The organism is Leclercia sp. LSNIH1 (assembly GCF_002902985.1).
GTDB lineage: Bacteria > Pseudomonadota > Gammaproteobacteria > Enterobacterales > Enterobacteriaceae > Enterobacter.
The window spans coordinates 149,465-168,670 of the sequence record NZ_CP026171.1; the positions used below are offsets into that span (position 1 = coordinate 149,465).

Below are 19,206 nucleotides of genomic sequence, written 5' to 3' on the forward strand. Positions count from 1 at the left end.
GTTGAGTGTAGAGATTTGCATCCGTCTGTTTCGTCAGCGATTACGTCAGCCGTCCGCTGTTACGGCCTGCGAGGCAGCAAAACCTGAAATACTTACTTATTAAATATTTAGGCGGTCGACCTGTTCGTTTGAAGGGGGCTGGGTGGTATAATGGCTTCGGTGCTGGAGGCTTTTGCCCCAGCCAGCAGAATCACTGTTTGACTGTGGTAAAAAGCAGAAAGCCCCGAGTAATTTTTTCAAATTAACCCGAGGCCCCTGATGCTAGTCACATTAAAGGTTAGCCTCTTACCTGCAAAAATGCAAGGAGAAGAAGCCATGTGTTAACACCAAGCTGTAATGTCCCCTTTGAACCATTCTAAAATGTCCCCAGACAATTCTCTGGGGGATTTTTCATGATCAAAGAGACTGTTACGATGAGTCATAAGGAACTCGACCGACTTCACATTATTCAGGAGTCACTTAATCGCCATATTACTCAGGAACAAGCTGCGGCACGCATTGGCATTTCTATTCGGCAGGTTAAACGTCTGGTGCAACGGTATAGAAATGAAGGGCCTTCTGGTCTAGTTTCCCGCCGACGTGGAAAGCGTCCCAATAATTCCTTTTCTACCGAATTCAGAGCAACAGTAATTTCACTCCTCAAAGGCCGCTACGCTGATTTTGGACCTACGCTTGCGTGCGAAAAATTGCGCGAGATACACGGCTTGTGTTTATCCATTGAAACTCTCAGGAAGTGGATGGTAGAGGAGGGCATATGGCGCGAACGTCGTCGTAAGTTTGCCCGAATTTATCAGCGCCGGATGCGGCGCCCATCCTACGGTGAACTCATCCAGATTGATGGCTCGCCTCATGACTGGTTTGAAGGTCGGGGCCCCAAATGCACACTGATAGTCTTTATCGATGATGCTACCAGCGCTCTGATGGCGCTACGATTCGCTCCTGCAGAAACAACCCGGGCTTACATGGAAACCCTCCGGGGTTACCTTAATGATCATGGCGTACCACTGGCTCTCTATTCTGACAGACACAGTATATTCAGAGTAAATAACCCGGAGCGGGAAGGAGAGTTGACTCAGTTCACACGTGCGATAAAGACACTGGGCATCGAGCCAATCCATGCCAACAGCCCGCAGGCAAAAGGGCGGGTAGAGCGTGCCAATCAGACACTGCAGGACAGGCTGGTCAAAGAAATGCGGCTTCAGGGTATCAGTGATATTGAAACAGCAAACGCATGGTTGCCGACCTTTATTGAAGCCTATAACAACCGGTTTGCTACGCCGCCTCGTATTGCTGATAACGCCCATCTTGATGTACACCATTCTGAAGAGGAACTGGGTTATATCTTCAGCCTCCAGGCGAAGCGCGTTCTCTCCAAAAATCTCACTTTCCAGTACAAAAGCAGTGCGTTTCAGATTCGCAGTGAAGGCCGGGGATATCGACTTCGGCATTCGGTTGTCACGGTATGCGAAAGCTTTAACGGTGAAATTAAGGTTCTGTATGATGGGAAAGCGTTGGGATGGGAAAAATATGTTGATGGCCCGGAGCCTATACCACTGGATGATGAAAAAAGTGTCCATGAACGTGTGGATAATGCCCGTTTTGATTTACGCTCAAAATTCTACGTAAAACCTAAAGCTGACCATCCTTGGCTCACGCGCCGCACGCAAAGTAATCAGCAAGTGAAGCCCCCTAAATTACCCAGAAAGAAGGCTGATCCCGATAAAATGGACTGAAACCAGGCGTTATTCAGTTGAGTGCATATCCAGTCATAGGATAGATTCTTACGTAGCGTTTCTGGCGTGCATTTTCGGGTGGTTTGTTACTGTTTTTAACGGGGACACGTCAGAAACGCGCTCAGGCCGTCTGAGCGGTACGCGTAATGCGGCGTTATGGTAAATAGCCTATGCTAATGTCCGCTAAGAGCTGTGAGTTCAACTGATGGACGCAACACACTTATTGAACCGTTCTGCGGGTGATTCATAGTCTAGCGTTTTTCTCGGCCTTTCGTTGAGCTGTCTGGCAACACTGTTAAGTCTTTGCTGGCTGTGAACCGATAAGTCAGTTCCTTTTGGAAAATATTGTCTGAGCAATCTGTTCGTATTTTCATTTGAGCCACGTTGCCAGGGGGATTGAGGATCGCAGAAGTAAACCTGAATATCTGTGGCTACAGTAAACCGGGTGTGGCTGGTCATTTCAGCGCCCCGGTCCCAGGTTAATGTTTTATAAAGTTCAGCAGGTAATTCCCGGGCTTGTCTGATGAGTGCAGATATAACCGTTATGGTCTTGTTGTCTCTGATCTTCGCCAGCATAACAAAACGGGAATGACGTTCTACGAGGGTGATTATATAGGAGTTTTTCGAGCCCTGAATCAAGTCACCTTCCCAGTGACCTGGAATGGCTCTGTCAGCCGCCTCTGGTGGCCTTTCGCTGATAGGTATCGTGTTCGGGATTGACCCTAATCCTTTCCCTTTAAGCGATGACGTTCTGGATCTACGCACTGCTCTTCCGCTTCTGAGGCATTGCTGCAGCTCTTTTTTTAATGCTCCCCGGGTTTGTATAAAAAGCGTTTTATAAATCGTTTCGTGTGACACATGCATTTCCTGATTATCCGGATAACAACGTTTCAGCCAACCGGCGATCTGTTCCGGCGACCAGTCCTGATGCATCTTCTCTGCAATGATTTTACACAATGCGGGGCTTTCAATTAGCTTGCACGGTTTTGGTCTCAGCGCATTTTCCCACGCAGTAGCATCGGCTTTTGCTGCTCGGTATTGTTTTGCACCACTGTGCCTCCTGACCTCGCGGCTAATCGTTGAGGGCGCTCTTGATAATTTGGCGGCGATGTCCCTGATGCTGAGTTTTGCTACCAGCCCTCTGGATATCTCCTCTCTTTCATCAAGCGAAAGCGCTAATCGGTGCCGTTTTCGCACGGGAGGACGGTAGCCGCCTGTCTGGTGGATAGTGGGCATAATGGAAGAATGATATCTGTCGAACATTCTGGCGATATCATGTAGAGAATCACCTTGCTTATATCTGTCCCAGATAATTGCCTTCTGCTCTGGCGTGTAGTTAATCCGAGTTCTTCGTTTCATGACAACGTCCCCCTTGATTAAGGATAGCGTTGCATCGACCCATTGAACTCACAGCGAGAAGCGGACATTGCAGACTGCCCAGTAGAAAAAGTGCTATCAGAATTATCTAAAGGAAGATCGTATTTACCATGTCTCATTCTAACTGTTTAATAAATTACAAAAATTAAAATTTCCATTTAATATCATCGCGTTAAGCAAGAGAATTAAACCTCTCATTTAATTTATGATTCTTATTTAATTCATGAGTTGGTGTAAAAATAGGTTGCCGCACTATAGAAAGACACATATTTAAACCCAGCAGGAAATCATATTTGAAAGTAATGTGTTTAAGGGGCTGCGTAACAAGAACAGCAAGTAAATACATAGTAATAACAGTTACCATTCCCATTTCGCAAGTGGCCATATCAGAGGTGAACTAATGCCTGCTGCAATTTTAAGAATTAAGGTTATCCTAATAATTCTTTTGTATGATTAAGATCATCGATAAATTTACTAAGGACTCATTAATGAAATTGCGACTCTGGAATCTATTACCCCATGATTACGCTCCTTTTTTTCGTATTCTTCACATCATTGTGGCATTTCTAATATTATCACAAATTATTAACTCTAATCTGACAGAGACCGAAGCAATTGGTGAACATAGTCTTGAAGGAGTTATAACCTGGATGCACATTATTTCAGGGTTAGGACTGATTATTTGTGGTTTTATTATGTTAAGTTGGATGCTTACTCAAAGAGGTTTTACTTATTATTTTTCATGGGTAGGGCTTGACTTTAGTGGTATTAAGCAAGATATAAAAACGTTGACTAGTTTCCGACTGCCCGATGCACATTCGGGAGGTATTGCCAGTACAATCCAAGGATTTGGAGTTCTAGCATTGCTAATTGTAGCACTTTCAGGTGGCCTATGGTTCTTGTTGAATACCATGCAGTCAAATCTGGCTGAAACAGTAATCCACTGGCATAAGTTCTTTACTACTTTCATTGAGGTCTATTTTTATGCACATGGTGCAATGGGAGTTTTGCATATTTTAATTGAAAAATATAAAAGCCGCTCAGTTAACCTAAGTGACTAATCTGTTGTGAGATAATATTACTTCAAGTTGAAGAAAACCCTAAAAATAAAATTTAGTTTACTAGAAGATGAAACAGCACTTGCAGAGACTTTTTAATTAAATTTAATAAAAACGAAAAAATATTCATGGCGAAATGATTGTTTAATTATCTATCATGGATAGAAATGTGAGTTAGTCGTCCTATTTTAGGAAGTTAATAATGACTAAAACAAAAGGGTTACCTCGTCCGCTGACGCACTACGCTTGGCTTTCCATTGCCACGGCTATTGCCACTATCGGACTCAAAGGTGTGGCGTGGAAAATGACCGGTTCGGTCGGTCTGCTATCTGATGCCATCGAATCCGTAGTTAACCTCGCAGGAGCCCTAATGGCGCTCTGGATGCTGACCTTGGCTGCGCTTCCGGCCGATGAGAACCATGCATATGGGCACGGCAAAGCCGAATATTTCTCGAGTGCTTTCGAAGGATTTCTGATCCTATTGGCGGCAGCCAGTATCGCCTATACCGCAGTTGAGCGGATGTTAACTCCACAGCCGCTTGAGGAGATTGGTCTCGGATTACTGGTTTCAACAGTCGCATCAATCCTTAATTTTGTGACGGCTCGCATTTTGTTAAGGGCTGGCAGGCAGCACAACTCTATCACTCTTGAGGCAGATGCTCATCACCTGCTGACCGATGTCTGGACGTCGGTCGGTGTCATTTTTGGTGTCGGACTGGTTTATCTGACCGGCTGGTTTTGGGTCGATCCGATCGTTGCATTGCTGGTCGCAGCCAACATCGTTTGGACTGGTTATCAGCTTATGAGTCGTTCAGCTGCAGGTCTGATGGACGTATCGCTACCCACGGAAGAACTCAAAAAAATCGAGTCACTGCTGGCAGGATATCGTGAACAGGGGCTTGATTTCCATGCACTACGTACACGCCAGGCTGGCGGGCGGGCGTTTATGACAATGCACATCCTAGTTCCTGGGCGATGGACTGTTCAATATGGGCACGACTGGGCCGAGCGTATAGAGAATGATATCCGCACCGCACTGCCTTTTATCCATATCACCACTCATGTGGAACCGTTGGAAGATCCCGCGTCAATGAACGACCAAACGCTCGACATTTCTGATCACTAAACTAACCACATGTCGCTGGTCGGGCAGGGTAACAAACCTCGCTCTACAAAAATTTCAGGTATTCTCTATAATTCTGAGGGTACTTGATGTGACCTGCGCCCAATTGTTGGGCACGCAATATTTTTAAAAAGTCCGCTTCTGGCACAAAGCGGACAGTGATCACCGTTCTTACGACTACTTTCTGACTTACTTCGTGACTTGCCCTAAGCATGTTGTAGTGCGATACTTGTAATGACATTTGTAATTACAAGGGGTGTAAGACATGGGTAGCATTAACCTACGTATTGACGATGAACTTAAAGCGCGTTCTTACGCCGCGCTTGAAAAAATGGGCGTAACTCCTTCTGAAGCGCTTCGTCTCATGCTCGAGTATATCGCTGACAATGAACGCTTGCCGTTCAAACAGACACTCCTGAGTGATGAAGATGCTGAACTTGTGGAGATAGTGAAAGAACGACTTCGTAATCCTAAGCCAGTACGTGTGACGCTGGATGAACTCTGATGGCGTATTTTCTGGATTTTGACGAGCGGGCACTAAAGGAATGGCGAAAGCTGGGCTCGACGGTACGTGAACAGTTGAAAAAGAAGCTGGTTGAAGTACTTGAGTCACCCCGGATTGAAGCAAACAAGCTCCGTGGTATGCCTGATTGTTACAAGATTAAGCTCCGGTCTTCAGGCTATCGCCTTGTATACCAGGTTATAGACGAGAAAGTTGTCGTTTTCGTGATTTCTGTTGGGAAAAGAGAACGCTCGGAAGTATATAGCGAGGCGGTCAAACGCATTCTCTGAACCAAAGCATGACATCTCTGTTTCGCACCGATGGTGACACTTCTGCTTTGCGTTGACAGGAGAAGAAGCCATGAAACTGCCGAACCAACCCGTTGTTTTGTGCGTATTGATAGTATGTCTTACGCTGTTGATATTCACCTGGCTTACGCGCAATTCGCTCTGCGAACTGCGGCTGAAAGACGGTACGCGGGAAGTGTCGGCTGTGATGGACTACGAATCCGGTAAGTAGCTGAAAGAGGGGGGTAACCCCCCTCGATTCAGATGTGGCCAGCAAGCCAATAGCACCTTTAGAAAAGGGTTTCTCCGGTCGGGGAAACCCTTTTTTCCTTCCGTTCGGTGGCAGACCGCCACTCAATTACCCAAGGCATTCAACAGTCTCAGTGGAATACCGTCGGATTAAAATTCTCCCCAGAACGGCTGCGGCTCGCACTGGGTACCTCCTCCTGCGTCCTGTTTAATTCTCAACGCCTCAATTTTTCGAGGACCCGCCGCATTTTCCGAACCTGGCTGGTCGTGGAGAGAGTACTGGTTTGTGGATGACATGCACTGGTCTTCTCATTGGGCTGTAGCTCATAGGACATAGCCAGTGCGGTCAGTGCTTCTTCAGCATCCAGCAGAGCTTTAATGGCCGTCTGGCGCATCTCTGCACGGCGTTCAATTATGGTCATGTTTGTCCTTGCTGCATCCGGTAAAATGACGCCGGGTATTCAGTCTTTCACGTTTTTCAGAATGGCCTGGCGGCAGGCATTCCAGATCGTCTGGGCATTCGCATCGCAGTCCACGAACCCGCCGCATTCCTGATAGATGACCTGGTAGACGCTGTCTGGGATCTTCTCCGGTACAACCGGGGAAAAGATGCTGACGGATGCCTTTCCTTCGGCGGCGTCACAGACGGCGTCCAGATGATTCGCCATCCATTCGGTTAAATTCAGATCCTCCTGAATTGCCTGCGCCTTATAGCGTTCTTTTCTTGTTACAGTGGCACGCATCTGAATTTGTACGCTCGCAGGCTCTTCGCCCTTCATCGCATTCTGAAGTGCAGATTTGGGCTGTTTCATCTTCGTTTTCATTTTCAATCGCACTATTTGGAAAGCGGCTTGTCTTCAGTGGGCTGAACCGGGGCTGTCTCCCCCGGCGTAACCAGCACACCAGCTTCACTCAGCACATGTCTCCACTGCTCATCCCGGTAGGCCGTTGCGGCGTCGGCAGAATCAAAGCATTGGTCGCAGGGCGGAGAATTTACGGTAACCAGGCTCACTACCGGCTTAACGTAGTACGCTCTTCCCCGTGGATAATCTTTTCCACAAGGGGCATAGAGCTCCTCGTCCCCACCAACACGGCGGAGGTGGAATTCTGGTTGCTGGCTGGCCTGCTCGGACAGCTTCACGGATGCCGTCTGCCAAGCTGCGATAGCCCGGGTCATGTCGCTTTCATGCCTGGCAAGATCTGCATCCCGGCGAGCCAGTAGGTGCGCGATAATATTGGCTTCATCGTAATTGATGACCGCCATTAGTTGACGGGTCGCTTCATCCCAGTCCTGTACTGCGGAGCCATCCAGTGGATTAGCGAGGTGCGCCTGGTATGTCGTACGGTAATTTGCGGCAGCACCTTCCAGCTGGTGCAGTTTTTCATCCGATAGTTGTTCGGTCATTGCACAGTTCCTTTTAGATGCAGGCTCAACGCTTGCATTAAAATTCATGCCGTCTGTTTGGCTGCGGCTTTACGCTGGGCGGCGATATGGGCGGCAATCTGCTTTTTGAGGCGCTTATAGTCAGCCCTGAAGCGTGCCACGTCATCGATCTCAATCATGTACCCGCAGCTGTAACCGGCATGCCCAAACGCATCGTCATCTTCGTAGTTTGGACAGTGATCGCTTTCCCAACCCGCTGCATCCAGCAATTCATCAATAGCGACGAGGTGTGCCCTGGGCGCATTCTCAATGATGAAGTAGAGCGAGCGACCCCAGAAGTGGCTGCGGGTACCTTCGATTACAGCAGTGTCGTTCGTGGTCTGGCGGGAAAGTTTCATTGGATACTCCTTTGCCCGGAGCCGCCGGGGCGGGGGTGTGATGTTCACACCTTGTGTTTGCAGTATGCGGTCCTTTTCAGGCAACCGGGAAAGTAACTTTTCGCTGCTGCTGGTGGACTGTCGCCTATTGCTCGCCAGCCTTTTTCTTTAGATAGTTTACGTCTGACTCATCACATACCTGATCCATATGACGCTGAATCCATGCCGAGATAGTCAGGCCATTACGCTTCGCCTCACGGACATAGCGTGATTTTTTCTCCGGGGTCATACGCATCTGGACCAGTGCCGTTGCTTTGTCGGCCTCATCTTTTTTCGCGTTATCGTTGCCCTTCATATGGATCGCGTTAACGTGCTTTTCATTGTTATCGGTCATAGTGTTCTCGGTCAAACAGAGCCGCGTAGTGCGGCTCCCAGGGGGAGAGTGCAGCCGTGTCATGTCGCTGTTGAAACCGTCGGGTCAGGGGCCAGTCCTGTGGCGAGGTTTACGGAAACGTTCTGCACGTTAGAATGAATTGTCTGGTCAGGCTGTTGGTCTGTATTATGGACGACGGTGTCTGATGGATTGTCAGCCATTCGAACAAGATCACCGGCCATAACTTCGTGCCGATGATCAAGCATGACTATGCCAGTCCGTGCCTGGGCACGGGGTGTGCCGTTAGCGCTGCGGATGAATGCACTTCGAAATCCCGTCACGGTACGAACAGTACCCTTGTCCAGGACCCGCTGGCCCGACTCCAGAGTCTCAGCTGCGGCCGCATGAAATTCCGCCACGGCAGCAGCAAACCACTTTTCGAAACGGGGAGCAATGGTCTTCACGGCAAGCGAGGTACAGGAATAGACCTGTTCAACCTGCTTAGAACCGTTTTTATCGGTAAAGGCGATAATGCCGATTCGGCCACAGTTAACGGTGTAGAAGGTTGGTCTGAAGCCGTTGGTGAGGAGTGATTTAACAGCTGAGAAGAAAGCGGATTTAAGCATCGGTTTCATGGGGTTATCCTGTATGCCCGGAAACGCCGGGGCGTGCGGCCAGAGTGCCGCTGTGTGATTAAATATACAGAATCAGAGTTGTTTTGTCAATACAAAACAACGGGTGCTTTTTCCACCTGATAGCTGTATTTATTTTTTAAATCAGACTGTTAAAGTTGTAATGAGCAGTGCAGCAGCGGGCTGAGTCAGCCCACCGAGATCACCGCCGTTGTGGCTAACTCCTGCCCACGCCCGGTCAGCCGTACGCGATAGAAACAGCTCTGTTCTAACCCACTTTTCAGAGTGAACTCAATCAGGCCCAGCCGGAAGAGGGGTGGCAGACTGGGGGCATTAACCGGAAAATATCCCAGCGTACTGAGGCAATCTGGACGCTGCTCCATCCCTTTCTTTCCGTTGCCCTGCATCAGGTAGCGGGTTCCGGTATTCAGCCGACGCAGAGTATAAATTTGGGCGTTAGTCAGCGTCATGATCATCGCCCTCTTCAGTGGAAGAGCTGACCGGCTGTTTCCAGCCGCAGTGACAGTCCTGTAGCGTTCCATCCCCCCCTTCAAGGTACGCCAGGCACTCGGGGCAATACAGCTTCATTACCACGGGACCACCTCGACATGTTCACCCAGCCAGGCCAGCTTCTCGCGAAGCAGTTCGGCGGCATGCATCTGGTCTTCGGCCCAGAATGGAGCGAGTCCCATAAATTCGCACCAGTACGCCAGACCGGATTTTCCGTCGTCCCGGTAAGTCCAGACCGCCTGGCCGTGACCCACGCCGGAGTCGACGGTTACATACAGCCCGGGCATGCATTCACAGGGCTCCTCGCAGTCGCAGGTGCCACTCTGGACCACGCGTACTCGTCTCAGCTTCACTGCGGTACGCAGGCGCAGGAGCTCCTCCAGCGCATCAGCGTCGAATTTCGTCGTGCTGACAAGGGTGTTTGCACTGGTTTTACGCAGCGCCTGAATACGGGTGCGAAGCGCATCGTTGCTGATAGTAGCCTTAATCATCATTATTCCCCCATCTCACCCAGCTGCTTGCGGATTGAAACGCTTTCCGCACGGAGTTCATCTTGTTTTGCCAGCAGGAAACGTTTTACAAGCGCCATCGCGTCCAGAAATTCAGTGGGCTCACATTCAACCCGTTCGCACACGCTCTGAACGGCTTCCGTCACCAGCGGCATTACGTCCAGCGCTGTCTGCATTTCCGAAATCACAGAGGAGTTGCCTGCGTAACGGGTTGCCAGTGACAGAGTCTCTTTGCTCATGGATCGCTCCTTATGCCGAGACCGGACGGACAAACAAGTCATGCGCCCCATCTGCCAGCGGCTCGCAGTAATCACCGAAACCGTCTGGCACAATGCTGCCATCGGCCACGATGCAGGAAGCCACCGGTTTCTGTGCCCGGTACGCTGCCAGTTCGGCTGCGTCGACTTTCGCGCCATCGGTCAGGTCAAAATGCAGATCGTCATACGCAGAGCCGTTCAGCTCTTCTTCCAGACTGATAGCCGCATTCAAGGTAGCCAGCGCATCAGCGACGTCACGTGAGTTGATTTTTGCGTCGCGCAGCTCTAGCTCAAAGGCCAGTTGCAGGCGGCGTACAGCGACGATGTGGGACTTATGCTGGGACAGACGAATGAGGGTGTCGATATCGTGGGTCATGATGCTTACCTTATGCCCGGAAACGCCGGGGCGTTGGTGCGGATGCCGCGCCATGGGATTACTATGATCTTCTGAACTTCTATTGTCAATACAATAGAAAACAACGTTTTGAGGATTTTTTATACAGGACGGATGCTGCGGTAAATTCAGTTGCACACAGTCATTAGCCCCTGCATTTACAGAAGATGGAGGCGGTTTAATCCAGGAGCTGACATCTTGATATGGACGCCAGCCGTCACAGCATGATTCTGCCCGGGGACACCGCGCCGAGTGTGACCTCCCGCAGACGGAAGAAGAGCGGGGGAGAATGTGCCCCTTCTCCCTGCGGTGGTCGCTGGGTTCAATATAGGATTGAAATTCCCCGCTTATCGACCAGATGTGGCATGCGAACAGGGTAGAATACTATTCCGGATTCACGAATTATCAGCGCCAGCCGGTGACCCGCTGACGTACCCGCTGCAACCTGTGCCGAAGGTGTCGACATGATTAAAAAGGAATGTATGAAAGAACGTACACAATCCCCGGGTGAGTCGTTTGCTCACGCTGAGTTTATGGAGAAAGTCTTTACCAACTTACGGATGTTTTGTGACGCCGAATACCGACGGTTAGCCACAGGTGAGAAAGAAACCCAACAGTCGCAACCGGAAAAGACCATACATTCGCATTATCTCGTGTAAGACCCATGCCGCCGTATCCTTTCCCGATGGCCGGGCAGATTTAGCCTGGCCCGATTTTAATTCCCTCATTCTACCTGCCCCGCGTTGAGATGTTCGACAGTGATCCCGGTTATTCTTTTATAGCGATAGATAGATTGCCATTCCATATTTTGGAAAAGTAACTTTAGATGCCTTGTGACGCCGCAGTTCCCCTCTTACTCATCTTCCCTTCAGCGCATGTAACACCTTTCATGCTGACGGTTCTGCATTATTGTGGGTTCTTGCAGACGGAAAAGTAACTTTTTCGATAAATTCCGGCTTTTTGGTACCCGATTTCACACTAAAGTTAAATTTGGCCTCCTTAGCGAAAAATTAAAACGGACGGATCACGTACTATTACCCCGGGAAAAAAAGTTACTTTTTTTTTCGCCTCAGGTTATTAGGAAATGAATCGAACCTGGTATTGTTGTGTTGTAGCGAACAACCACCCTAAACGAAAATTTAAAAGGAAGGCCACAATGTCCACTATCGAAAATGATGTAAAAACCGCTAACAACGATATCAGCCTGCGCACTTACCTGGAGCGTTCCGGTAACGGCGCACGCAAAAGCAATGGTCTGGTCATCAACCCGGCAGTGGTCGAAGAGGAAGAAGGTTTTAACACCCGTACCGCTGGCATGGGAGAAAGCTACTACTCCTTACCCCACGTGGTAGCCCACCTGAACAGCCTTAAAGAGTCCTATAAGTCTGAGCCTTTAAGCGTACCAGCTATCGTCGTGCAGGTTCTGAATGGTCGTCCTGTTCTGCGTCAGGGGGCATGTCGTATCCGCGCCGCCGCTATGGCAAACATCGAGCTGGCAGAGGAAGGGCGTGAACTGATTTCGTTAATTCGCTGCGAGGAGTTTCGCGGTAGCCGCGCCAGTGCCGAACAGTTTACGCTGGACGGTAACTCTAATCTGGCTCTGTCTGTCGTGGCTGAGGCGCTCTCCATCAAACGGATGGTCGAAGATGCTGAAGAACCTAAAACGTTCGCAGAACTGGCCAAGCGTCGCGGTAAAACAGAACAGCACCTGCGTCAGATGGTTCGCGTCCTGGACCTGCCTGAAGCCCTCCAGGTTATGCTGGTGACAGGGGAAGTGAGCATGTATGTCGCGCTGGATGAATATCTCTACAGCGGCGATAAGGCCGTGAATAATATCACCAAAGCCATCGACGTCTATGGCAAGGCGACGGCCAAAACCCTTAAATTCGTCAAAGCTGGCAACATTGATGCAGCCATGCAGCCGAAAGCGCCGGTCGTGCAGGAAACGAACGCAAACACCCCTGAAACCACCGTGACGGAACAAACATCCGTCGAAGGTACTACGGATGAGACCACCCCGCCGCAGCTGGTGGACGGGAATGTTGGGACCAACCCGGAGCCAACTCCGGAAAACACCCCGGAGCCGAAGGCGAAAGATCCGATCAAAACGCCAGAGCCTAAAACTGTATCGGTCTCCAGCGTACTCAACAAAAAGACCGTGACGACGATTGCGGACACGGCAATCCCGCTTTTTTCGCGTATTGCGGAAGAAGCAGAACAACGTGCCGCTAAGAACCTCAGCGACGATACGTACACCTTAGTGCTGACCAATGATGAGATGAATGCCATCTGTGAAGCCCACGGCAATCTCACGCAGTACCTGCGTAAGCATGCCGAAAAGCAGCAACAGGGCCAGGCATGATTTTCTGACCGACCCTCCACCCGGTAGGGTCGGTTACCACCACAGGTCAAGGAGAAACAGGGTAATGAAGAATATCGCGATCAACGTCAGCACGAAGGCACCATTGCAGACAGTTAAGGACCCTGTGACCCGGGTCAGCATTCAGTGTACGGCGAAGGATGAGAAGGGCGAAGACGTGGAAGTGAATATTCTCGATCTGGAGCAGCACCACACCACCAACGAAATTAAAGTGACTTTTGGCGGCTCCCCCTCCCAGGCGCTGACCATGCTCAGCCGGGTGATGGACGTGCTGCAACAGCAGGCGGACGCAGAGCTGCAACTGAATTCTTACGCTCGTTTGCAGTAAACGTAAAAGGTGAATGATCCGTTTTAATAAGTACCTGCAAACCCCATGGATACCGATTTGACGAATGGCACACCCATTTATAAATCTTAACCGCCACTGAACAGGCAATAAACAGAGTTATTGTGAACTTACATCCGAGGGAAAATAGGTGGCTACCAGCTTTTAGGATGGTGATATTCAAATAACTGCAAAATTACGAATTAGCAAGCGTATTGTAGGGAATACATAATGGTAGAATAAGATATGGTTTTAATAATTTACAACGCTTAAATCCACATTCGTCCATATTTAATATTTATGGGAATTTAAAAATATATTCAGTGTAGGTTATTAGCTAGCAGGTCGAATTTTATATAATACCAAAAAACAGGAGGTATTATGAAAACCAGTCTGGCTTACGCATCTAATTGTTCCGACTCTCTCTATTCCTTTATTTACAAGGCACTGCAACAACGCTCAGGTGCCGAAAATGAAAGTCTCTATCAGCAGGCTATTTCAGCGTGCCGTACTCCGAAGCAAAAAAAGAAAATGGCCGGTTACTACGCCGGTCCGTGGCAGATGCTGTTTAACGCCTGGTGTTACAACCGCCTACCCAACATTGCCGTACTGCCCGTGTTGGCACAGCAGTGCTTATCCTTTTTGCAGTGCGAAGAACTGATCGCCGACTGGCACTAATCACATTATGTCCTGCTGGTGGATGCTGGCAGGTCTGGAGTACCTTTAAATGTACAGATATGACAGGAACCGGCAGTCGTTCAACCTGGTCAATGCGCTTCAGCCGGTCTATCGCAACAACGGTGGCGGTTTGTTTGAGTTCGACCGCAGGAAGCAACATGAAACGGCTGATCTCATCTTCGAGGCACTGACGTTTTCCCAGGCGCCCGAACTGGAGCTGGCGAAATTTGTCCGTCTTAAATCTGTGCGCCGAATTGCACAGTTTGACGACGGTGAAGTGCGCTATGGCGTTCACGTTGAACTGGCCGACGCTGTTGATAATAATTCCTTCAGAATTTTCAAAGATGATAATACAGGTGGATTTGATTTTTATTTATTTTCTACTTCAAATAATGAAGCAGAGCTTGTCCGCTTTAATCTGGATGTCTGTGGTATTCATTTACAGGACATTTTTGAACGGTCAACCGGCTTGTGTCTGTCGTACTGAATTATTTATTAAATATTTCACTTCAGGTTATTAGCCACGAAACCGATTGTGGAATAATAATAAAAAACGACGAGGTGAAATATGAAAAATCTTAATATTCAGATTAACGACATCGCAGCAATTAACACACTTGGTGGATCAATGCTGGCGGATATCATCGCCACCCAATATAAAGTAATTGGTGATAACAAAGACACTGCGGAAATGCCTATGCCGTGTATTGCTTACGGGCAGACCCCTGCAAATATCGACCCAGGCGTCTTCATCAACCGTGTGTACTGCTTGGACAGTCAATCGCTAAGTGCCAGCCTGCGTTACGAGCTGTTTAACGGACTTGCGAACCAGGCGTTTACCTTCTTCTGCCAGTCGGGCTGGTACGGTGCATTCCGGGTGGTGTCTTTCCGTGATAACGGACCTGCCGGACTCCTTAATATCGGCATTGTCCATGAGAAGGTGTTAAACGAATTTTGCGCCGATTTTCCCCGGGCTAATGTCAGCGAAACCGGCTTTAACTGCGGCATGACGTTTGACCAGATCCGGATGTTTATTTCAGACCGGGCCTATCAGATGCCGCTCTACAACAACCAAGATCACTTCGTTAAACTCGCGAAACGCCTTGTGGCCTGACACCCAGTGCCAGGCTCAGGCCTGGCCATTATGAAGGAAATGCCCATGAGCGGATTTTTCAGCAACGAATCACCGTTATCACTGGCTCAAGCCCGCGCCGTTGCCGCCGGTTACCAGAACGTCTTTATCGAAAACCTCCAGCCAGCAGGCCATTTCCAGATTGCCATCCGTAATCATCGCGACCACGATCGCCAGCTGATCTGGCGTAACTGGAATTATGAACCCGATGCCTATGATGCGCTCAATAGCCACCTGCAAAGCCACGGACTGAAGGCCAGCTGATCAGCACAAGAACCCGGTAACTCCGGGTTTCTTTTTATGGACTCAGCTGTCAGTGCTGGCAAACGGGGAAGGGAGTCTGGGTCTGCCCGGGGCCCACAGCTGGTGGTATAAGTCTGACCCGCATGCAGATGGTTTCGCCCGGTGCCGAGATGGCGCCGGGGAACTGAAAAGGTATCTTGCATCCGGAAAGAAATCGTCGTGACCTCCCGACCTGCGTGTAGATATGCCTGGCGGATGCCTGCGGTGTGTCGTCTGTAACTGAACTGAGCCATCTTAATTCGCGATCGAGAGAAAAGGGACGTGCTAGCAAAAATTAAGCGCGAGGGACTTTGATATAAATACTCAGACAATTAACGATGACTCACAGGATTTCACTGGTGCTTATGATTCTCCATATTGTTTTAACCCTCTATGTGGTTGTATGTCTTTTCTGCTGTCTATTTTTGAGAGCCCGTAATAAAAAGGCACTTTGCCATTCCCAGACCGAAGGGCGTCGGTATACGCAGGATAGTAAGAGAGGGGGGATTGCCGACGGAAATGGTTCCTTCTTTACCCCCGATACCTCAGGCGGTGATGGTGGATGTGGGGGTGGTGGTGACGCTGGTGGCGGATGTGGGGGTGGTGGTGATTGATGCTGTTCGCAGGCGTCCGCTGGTGGGGAGCTATCGACATTGGTAATTTTGACGGTTTTTTTCGTAAAGGTTGCGGCCGTGGGCTCTGGCTGGTGGGGCGTGAAGTCAGAGAATCTAAATTAAATCCGTCGTGCAGAAAAGTACCTTTTCTGAATCTGTCAGACGCATCCGGAAAGAAAATATCTCTCGGGGCAGCAAAGGCACGCCGGAGGTGATTTGCAGATTCAAGCGGGAAAGTCTATTTTTCATGCACCGAACCTATTTGGGCTGGGACGGAACCTGGTATAATGGACACATACAAAGGAGGGCATTATGAATACTTTTCTTTACGTACTGGTAGGCTGGATTGTCGTGCTGTATCTGGTTAATAAAGTGCGCGAAAAACGCAGCAAAGCGAAAGCGGTTAAAATCCTGGTGAAACGCAATGGCGTTTATCAAGAAGTGGATGCCGTAATGTTGCCCAAATACCAAGGCAGCGATGTGAGTACAGTTAAGACAGGCAATGAATCAGCCTCGCAATGGTTGAATAAAGAGGATGATATTACTGAACCGGAGTACTACAGTGGCGCTTCATTATTGAAGGCAACGAGAGATTTTGAAGCTCAACAAATGGAACAAAAATTCTAGCTACACTAGCCAGTTTTCACGACTAGGAACTGTTAGTTGAACCCTATTCATTCAGATTTAATAGGGTTGGACGGGAGGAGTTTAATAATGACAACGGCCAACGTAACCACCACTACTATCTACCGCTCCGATGATATTGTGCCTTTTCGTCGGCCACAGGGCGTTCTGGATAATCGTTATATGCCGCAGGCTTATGCTCTGGTACGGAACTGGGCCAGCAAACCAGCGGAGTACGGTTCTGGTGTTCTGGCAACCTACAGACAGGCGGTAGTTAATCTTGCGTATCAGGTTAAAGGGACTCGTGTGATTTTAATTCTGGTTCCCATTGAATGTGAGCCGGTTGGCGTAATCATGACTGACACAGTCTTATGGCCGTCGCTACCCATTGGGGAGGTCATGCAAATTATGCAGGAAGCATGGCAAAATATTCCGGTGTTGAATCCATAAAAAAGCCCCGCATAAATTAGCAGGGCTTTTTTTTACTTTGTCGAACCGAATATTTTACCCGGTAGATTCCGAAGAAAGCGCAAAAGGTTATAGGTAATACGCTGCTCCAATCGCATAGTTGTTTTGTATCTGGTGGTAACGTTGTGGATATGGTCCAGATCAGTATAAAGGCCAGGAGGCTTTCTCTTTAACTTCAGCTCCCCACGGATATAACTTACTGCCTCAGGCTTGAATACAGTTAACTGGCGCCGCTCAGTGACTTTCCGAACAAAATCACCCATACCCATGCAAAGCCAGTCTGGCTTCTCACCTTCAAACTTGCAGGGCCCGTTAATGATGACAACATTGATACACTCCAGTTCGCTGGCGCGTAATGTAGACTGAATGGCCTTGATGTGACCGTAGTTTTGCCTGAACGGGTTTTGTAACTTTAGTGTCCCTGACGATTTCCATTTTCGCCAGTGGCTTTCATCCAGCTTCCCATAGAGCTTTCCAGCATAGTTCTTCTGCTCGATGACGTAGAGCCCATGAGAGGCGATAAGGACGTGATCAATCTGCGTGGTGCCAGTGGCACTAACCGGCAGAGTTAAATCGCTCAGAAGGCCTTCTGCATCATCAGGAAGGTACGCTTCAATTTGCTTGGCCGTCCTGCGTTCAGCAATGGCTGACGATACGAATCCCATCAAGCAATAAAGCACAATGAGTACCAGGGCAATAATACTTATTGCTATCACCCGCCACGCCATCAGGATCACGTCCATCTTATTTCACCGTCGGATAGCTGGTGGCCTGAACAGAATCAAGTAACCGGGAGGTTGTGCCCGCCAGCGTTTCGATGTTGGTTGACAGGCTCATTAACATACCGAGCGCGGAGCGAAGCGATCGTTGCGGCTCGTTGTACGTTTTGAATGTAGTGGTCGAATACATTTGAGACAGACGCGAACGGACCTCGACTGGTGTCAGGTCACCGTCGATGAGACCGTACTGGATTGCTTGCTGCGTTGTCCATACCCGGCCGGAATACAGAGCGACAGCATTTGCCTCCGGGCGGCTAATTAGTTTGTAACCCCGGCCTTGCTCAACGTCCGAAATAAATTTTTCATGCATGGAATCCAGGATTTGCTTCTGCATAAAATCCCGGGTGGCCTCGGAAAGCGGATGATAAGGGTCGAGTGCAGCTTTAAATTCCCCTGCTGTGAGCGGCTCATTTTTAACACCGACCGTATCCATGACGCGGGACAGGTTCCAGTGATCCATTCGTACGCCGATCGAGCCGGTCAGAGCGCTGCTATCTGCATAAATGGCGTCAGCAGGGGACACGGCGTAGTAGCACGCTGAAGCACAAATGCCTTTGACGCTAACGATAATAGGCTTATAGCTGGTTTCCATATCGGCAATGAAACGGCCACTCCCGGCGGAGAGGACCTCCAGGGTATTGCGTTTCGATTGTTCGGCATTGATATCGTCCTGCGAGCGTGAAGCACTGGTATCACCCGTATTACGGGTCTTGCTTGCGGATTCCGCATGTGAAATACGTTCAATCTTCTGCTGGTGGCTTCGAAGTGCATTAATCTGGCGATAAATAATAATCGCGTCTGAAGGTCCGCCACCACCTGACTCCGCCTCGATAATGACAGCTTTGGCATGCGGGTTGTTGTACGCTTTTGCCAGTGCTGCGGCTATCACAGAACCGTCACCGGCCTCTGACCCGGTGCCCATTTCTCCCGATATGCGCACGACGGCAATATGATCCATTCGTCCTTCTGATTCCTGATACTTATCGTAAATATTAAAGGCCGAAACCCCTGCTGCTGCTAATGCCAGAAGGGAAATAACCACTTTTGAGGTGGTATGGATTCGGAACATCTTATAAAAACGGTCAGCGTTCTCATCAAGCGATTCTTTGATATTGGCAGGTGACTTCTTATTTTTACGGTTAAACATCTGACCACCTTA

At 49.2% G+C, this 19,206-nt stretch carries 28 protein-coding genes and 1 pseudogene; 15 read left to right on the forward strand and 14 right to left on the reverse strand.

Features of this window, described 5'->3' with window-relative positions:
• The first annotated feature begins 392 nt into the window (after positions 1–392).
• Positions 393–1,733 carry an ISNCY family transposase gene (locus tag C2U54_RS25965; protein ID WP_000589001.1) on the forward strand — a complete coding sequence of 447 codons (1,341 nt, stop codon included), beginning with the start codon at positions 393–395 and terminating at the stop codon, positions 1,731–1,733.
• A gap of 198 nt (positions 1,734–1,931) precedes the next feature.
• On the opposite strand, the gene C2U54_RS25970 is transcribed toward C2U54_RS25965, so the two are convergent.
• Entirely contained in the window at positions 1,932–3,092 is a 1,161-nt protein-coding gene (locus C2U54_RS25970; RefSeq protein WP_000830285.1) for an IS30-like element ISCfr4 family transposase, read from the reverse strand.
• Between the two features lie 506 nt (positions 3,093–3,598).
• Between C2U54_RS25970 and C2U54_RS25980 the strand changes: the two genes are divergently transcribed.
• Entirely contained in the window at positions 3,599–4,171 is a 573-nt protein-coding gene (locus tag C2U54_RS25980; protein WP_001515348.1) for a cytochrome b/b6 domain-containing protein, read from the forward strand.
• Between the two features lie 199 nt (positions 4,172–4,370).
• Positions 4,371–5,294, forward strand: a complete 924-nt coding sequence (locus C2U54_RS25985; RefSeq protein WP_000167917.1) for a cation diffusion facilitator family transporter — start codon at positions 4,371–4,373, stop codon at positions 5,292–5,294.
• A gap of 121 nt (positions 5,295–5,415) precedes the next feature.
• Here C2U54_RS25985 and C2U54_RS27915 read toward each other — a convergent pair.
• Positions 5,416–5,532, reverse strand: a pseudogene (locus C2U54_RS27915) (hypothetical protein); the annotation flags it as partial.
• Between the two features lie 24 nt (positions 5,533–5,556).
• Between C2U54_RS27915 and relB the strand changes: the two are divergent.
• The 3 genes from relB (at position 5,557) to C2U54_RS26005 (ending at position 6,312) form a co-directional block, all read left to right on the forward strand.
• Complete coding sequence (gene relB, locus C2U54_RS25995; RefSeq protein ID WP_000534858.1) at positions 5,557–5,796, forward strand: type II toxin-antitoxin system antitoxin RelB; 240 nt, start codon at positions 5,557–5,559, stop codon at positions 5,794–5,796.
• On the forward strand, positions 5,796–6,083 hold the full coding sequence (relE, locus tag C2U54_RS26000) for a type II toxin-antitoxin system mRNA interferase RelE (RefSeq protein WP_000323025.1): 288 nt from the start codon (positions 5,796–5,798) through the stop codon (positions 6,081–6,083). Before relB ends, relE begins: the two co-directional genes overlap by 1 nt.
• Before the next feature lie 70 nt (positions 6,084–6,153).
• The gene (locus C2U54_RS26005; RefSeq protein ID WP_001447600.1) at positions 6,154–6,312 is read left to right on the forward strand and encodes a type I toxin-antitoxin system Hok family toxin; all 159 of its coding nucleotides are present in this window, start codon (positions 6,154–6,156) and stop codon (positions 6,310–6,312) included.
• 232 nt (positions 6,313–6,544) lie between these two features.
• Here the strand turns inward: C2U54_RS26005 and C2U54_RS26015 are convergent, their stop codons facing one another.
• The 10 genes from C2U54_RS26015 to C2U54_RS26060 all read right to left on the reverse strand — a co-directional run bounded on the left by C2U54_RS26015 (position 6,545) and on the right by C2U54_RS26060 (position 10,747).
• Positions 6,545–6,751: a hypothetical protein gene (locus C2U54_RS26015; RefSeq protein WP_044713525.1), complete on the reverse strand. Its 207-nt coding sequence runs from the start codon at positions 6,749–6,751 to the stop codon at positions 6,545–6,547.
• Between the two features lie 39 nt (positions 6,752–6,790).
• A complete protein-coding gene (locus C2U54_RS26020) occupies positions 6,791–7,141 on the reverse strand; it encodes a hypothetical protein (protein WP_032610485.1) in 351 nt (116 codons plus the stop codon).
• Positions 7,142–7,164: 23 nt separating this feature from the next.
• On the reverse strand, positions 7,165–7,734 hold the full coding sequence (locus C2U54_RS26025) for a hypothetical protein (RefSeq protein ID WP_040113312.1): 570 nt from the start codon (positions 7,732–7,734) through the stop codon (positions 7,165–7,167).
• Between the two features lie 44 nt (positions 7,735–7,778).
• Entirely contained in the window at positions 7,779–8,111 is a 333-nt protein-coding gene (locus C2U54_RS26030; RefSeq protein ID WP_032610481.1) for a DUF5417 domain-containing protein, read from the reverse strand.
• A gap of 124 nt (positions 8,112–8,235) precedes the next feature.
• Positions 8,236–8,484 carry a hypothetical protein gene (locus C2U54_RS26035; protein ID WP_050596976.1) on the reverse strand — a complete coding sequence of 83 codons (249 nt, stop codon included), beginning with the start codon at positions 8,482–8,484 and terminating at the stop codon, positions 8,236–8,238.
• Positions 8,485–8,543: 59 nt separating this feature from the next.
• Positions 8,544–9,098 (reverse strand): hypothetical protein, encoded by a 555-nt coding sequence (locus C2U54_RS26040; RefSeq protein ID WP_052134036.1) that lies wholly within the window; start codon positions 9,096–9,098, stop codon positions 8,544–8,546.
• A gap of 185 nt (positions 9,099–9,283) precedes the next feature.
• Entirely contained in the window at positions 9,284–9,565 is a 282-nt protein-coding gene (locus C2U54_RS26045) for a hypothetical protein (protein WP_032610524.1), read from the reverse strand.
• 117 nt (positions 9,566–9,682) lie between these two features.
• A complete protein-coding gene (locus C2U54_RS26050) occupies positions 9,683–10,099 on the reverse strand; it encodes a hypothetical protein (protein ID WP_040113313.1) in 417 nt (138 codons plus the stop codon).
• The gene (locus C2U54_RS26055; protein WP_032610479.1) at positions 10,099–10,353 is read right to left on the reverse strand and encodes a hypothetical protein; all 255 of its coding nucleotides are present in this window, start codon (positions 10,351–10,353) and stop codon (positions 10,099–10,101) included. Before C2U54_RS26055 ends, C2U54_RS26050 begins: the two co-directional genes overlap by 1 nt.
• Positions 10,354–10,363: 10 nt before the next feature.
• Positions 10,364–10,747 carry a hypothetical protein gene (locus C2U54_RS26060; RefSeq protein ID WP_050596975.1) on the reverse strand — a complete coding sequence of 128 codons (384 nt, stop codon included), beginning with the start codon at positions 10,745–10,747 and terminating at the stop codon, positions 10,364–10,366.
• Between the two features lie 1,174 nt (positions 10,748–11,921).
• Between C2U54_RS26060 and C2U54_RS26070 the strand changes: the two genes are divergently transcribed.
• The 9 genes from C2U54_RS26070 to C2U54_RS26110 all read left to right on the forward strand — a co-directional run bounded on the left by C2U54_RS26070 (position 11,922) and on the right by C2U54_RS26110 (position 17,250).
• Positions 11,922–13,127, forward strand: coding sequence for a DNA-binding protein (locus C2U54_RS26070; RefSeq protein ID WP_032610476.1), 1,206 nt, complete (start codon positions 11,922–11,924; stop codon positions 13,125–13,127).
• Between the two features lie 64 nt (positions 13,128–13,191).
• Positions 13,192–13,473: a hypothetical protein gene (locus C2U54_RS26075; RefSeq protein ID WP_032610475.1), complete on the forward strand. Its 282-nt coding sequence runs from the start codon at positions 13,192–13,194 to the stop codon at positions 13,471–13,473.
• A 378-nt stretch (positions 13,474–13,851) separates the two neighbouring features.
• On the forward strand, positions 13,852–14,148 hold the full coding sequence (locus C2U54_RS26080; protein WP_040113314.1) for a hypothetical protein: 297 nt from the start codon (positions 13,852–13,854) through the stop codon (positions 14,146–14,148).
• A gap of 49 nt (positions 14,149–14,197) precedes the next feature.
• Complete coding sequence (locus C2U54_RS26085) at positions 14,198–14,635, forward strand: hypothetical protein (protein WP_015063013.1); 438 nt, start codon at positions 14,198–14,200, stop codon at positions 14,633–14,635.
• A gap of 81 nt (positions 14,636–14,716) precedes the next feature.
• Positions 14,717–15,262, forward strand: coding sequence for a hypothetical protein (locus C2U54_RS26090; RefSeq protein WP_032610473.1), 546 nt, complete (start codon positions 14,717–14,719; stop codon positions 15,260–15,262).
• 45 nt (positions 15,263–15,307) lie between these two features.
• The gene (locus C2U54_RS26095; RefSeq protein WP_032610472.1) at positions 15,308–15,544 is read left to right on the forward strand and encodes a DUF905 family protein; all 237 of its coding nucleotides are present in this window, start codon (positions 15,308–15,310) and stop codon (positions 15,542–15,544) included.
• A 537-nt stretch (positions 15,545–16,081) separates the two neighbouring features.
• Positions 16,082–16,222 carry a hypothetical protein gene (locus C2U54_RS27595; RefSeq protein WP_154591402.1) on the forward strand — a complete coding sequence of 47 codons (141 nt, stop codon included), beginning with the start codon at positions 16,082–16,084 and terminating at the stop codon, positions 16,220–16,222.
• A 266-nt stretch (positions 16,223–16,488) separates the two neighbouring features.
• Positions 16,489–16,803, forward strand: a complete 315-nt coding sequence (locus C2U54_RS26105; protein WP_015063011.1) for a hypothetical protein — start codon at positions 16,489–16,491, stop codon at positions 16,801–16,803.
• A gap of 87 nt (positions 16,804–16,890) precedes the next feature.
• Positions 16,891–17,250: a hypothetical protein gene (locus tag C2U54_RS26110; protein WP_015063010.1), complete on the forward strand. Its 360-nt coding sequence runs from the start codon at positions 16,891–16,893 to the stop codon at positions 17,248–17,250.
• Between the two features lie 32 nt (positions 17,251–17,282).
• Here C2U54_RS26110 and C2U54_RS26115 read toward each other — a convergent pair whose 3' ends face one another.
• A complete protein-coding gene (locus C2U54_RS26115; protein WP_015063009.1) occupies positions 17,283–18,011 on the reverse strand; it encodes a nuclease-related domain-containing protein in 729 nt (242 codons plus the stop codon).
• Position 18,012: 1 nt separating this feature from the next.
• Positions 18,013–19,194, reverse strand: a complete 1,182-nt coding sequence (locus C2U54_RS26120; RefSeq protein ID WP_040113315.1) for a S49 family peptidase — start codon at positions 19,192–19,194, stop codon at positions 18,013–18,015.
• Between the last annotated feature and the right edge of the window lie 12 nt (positions 19,195–19,206).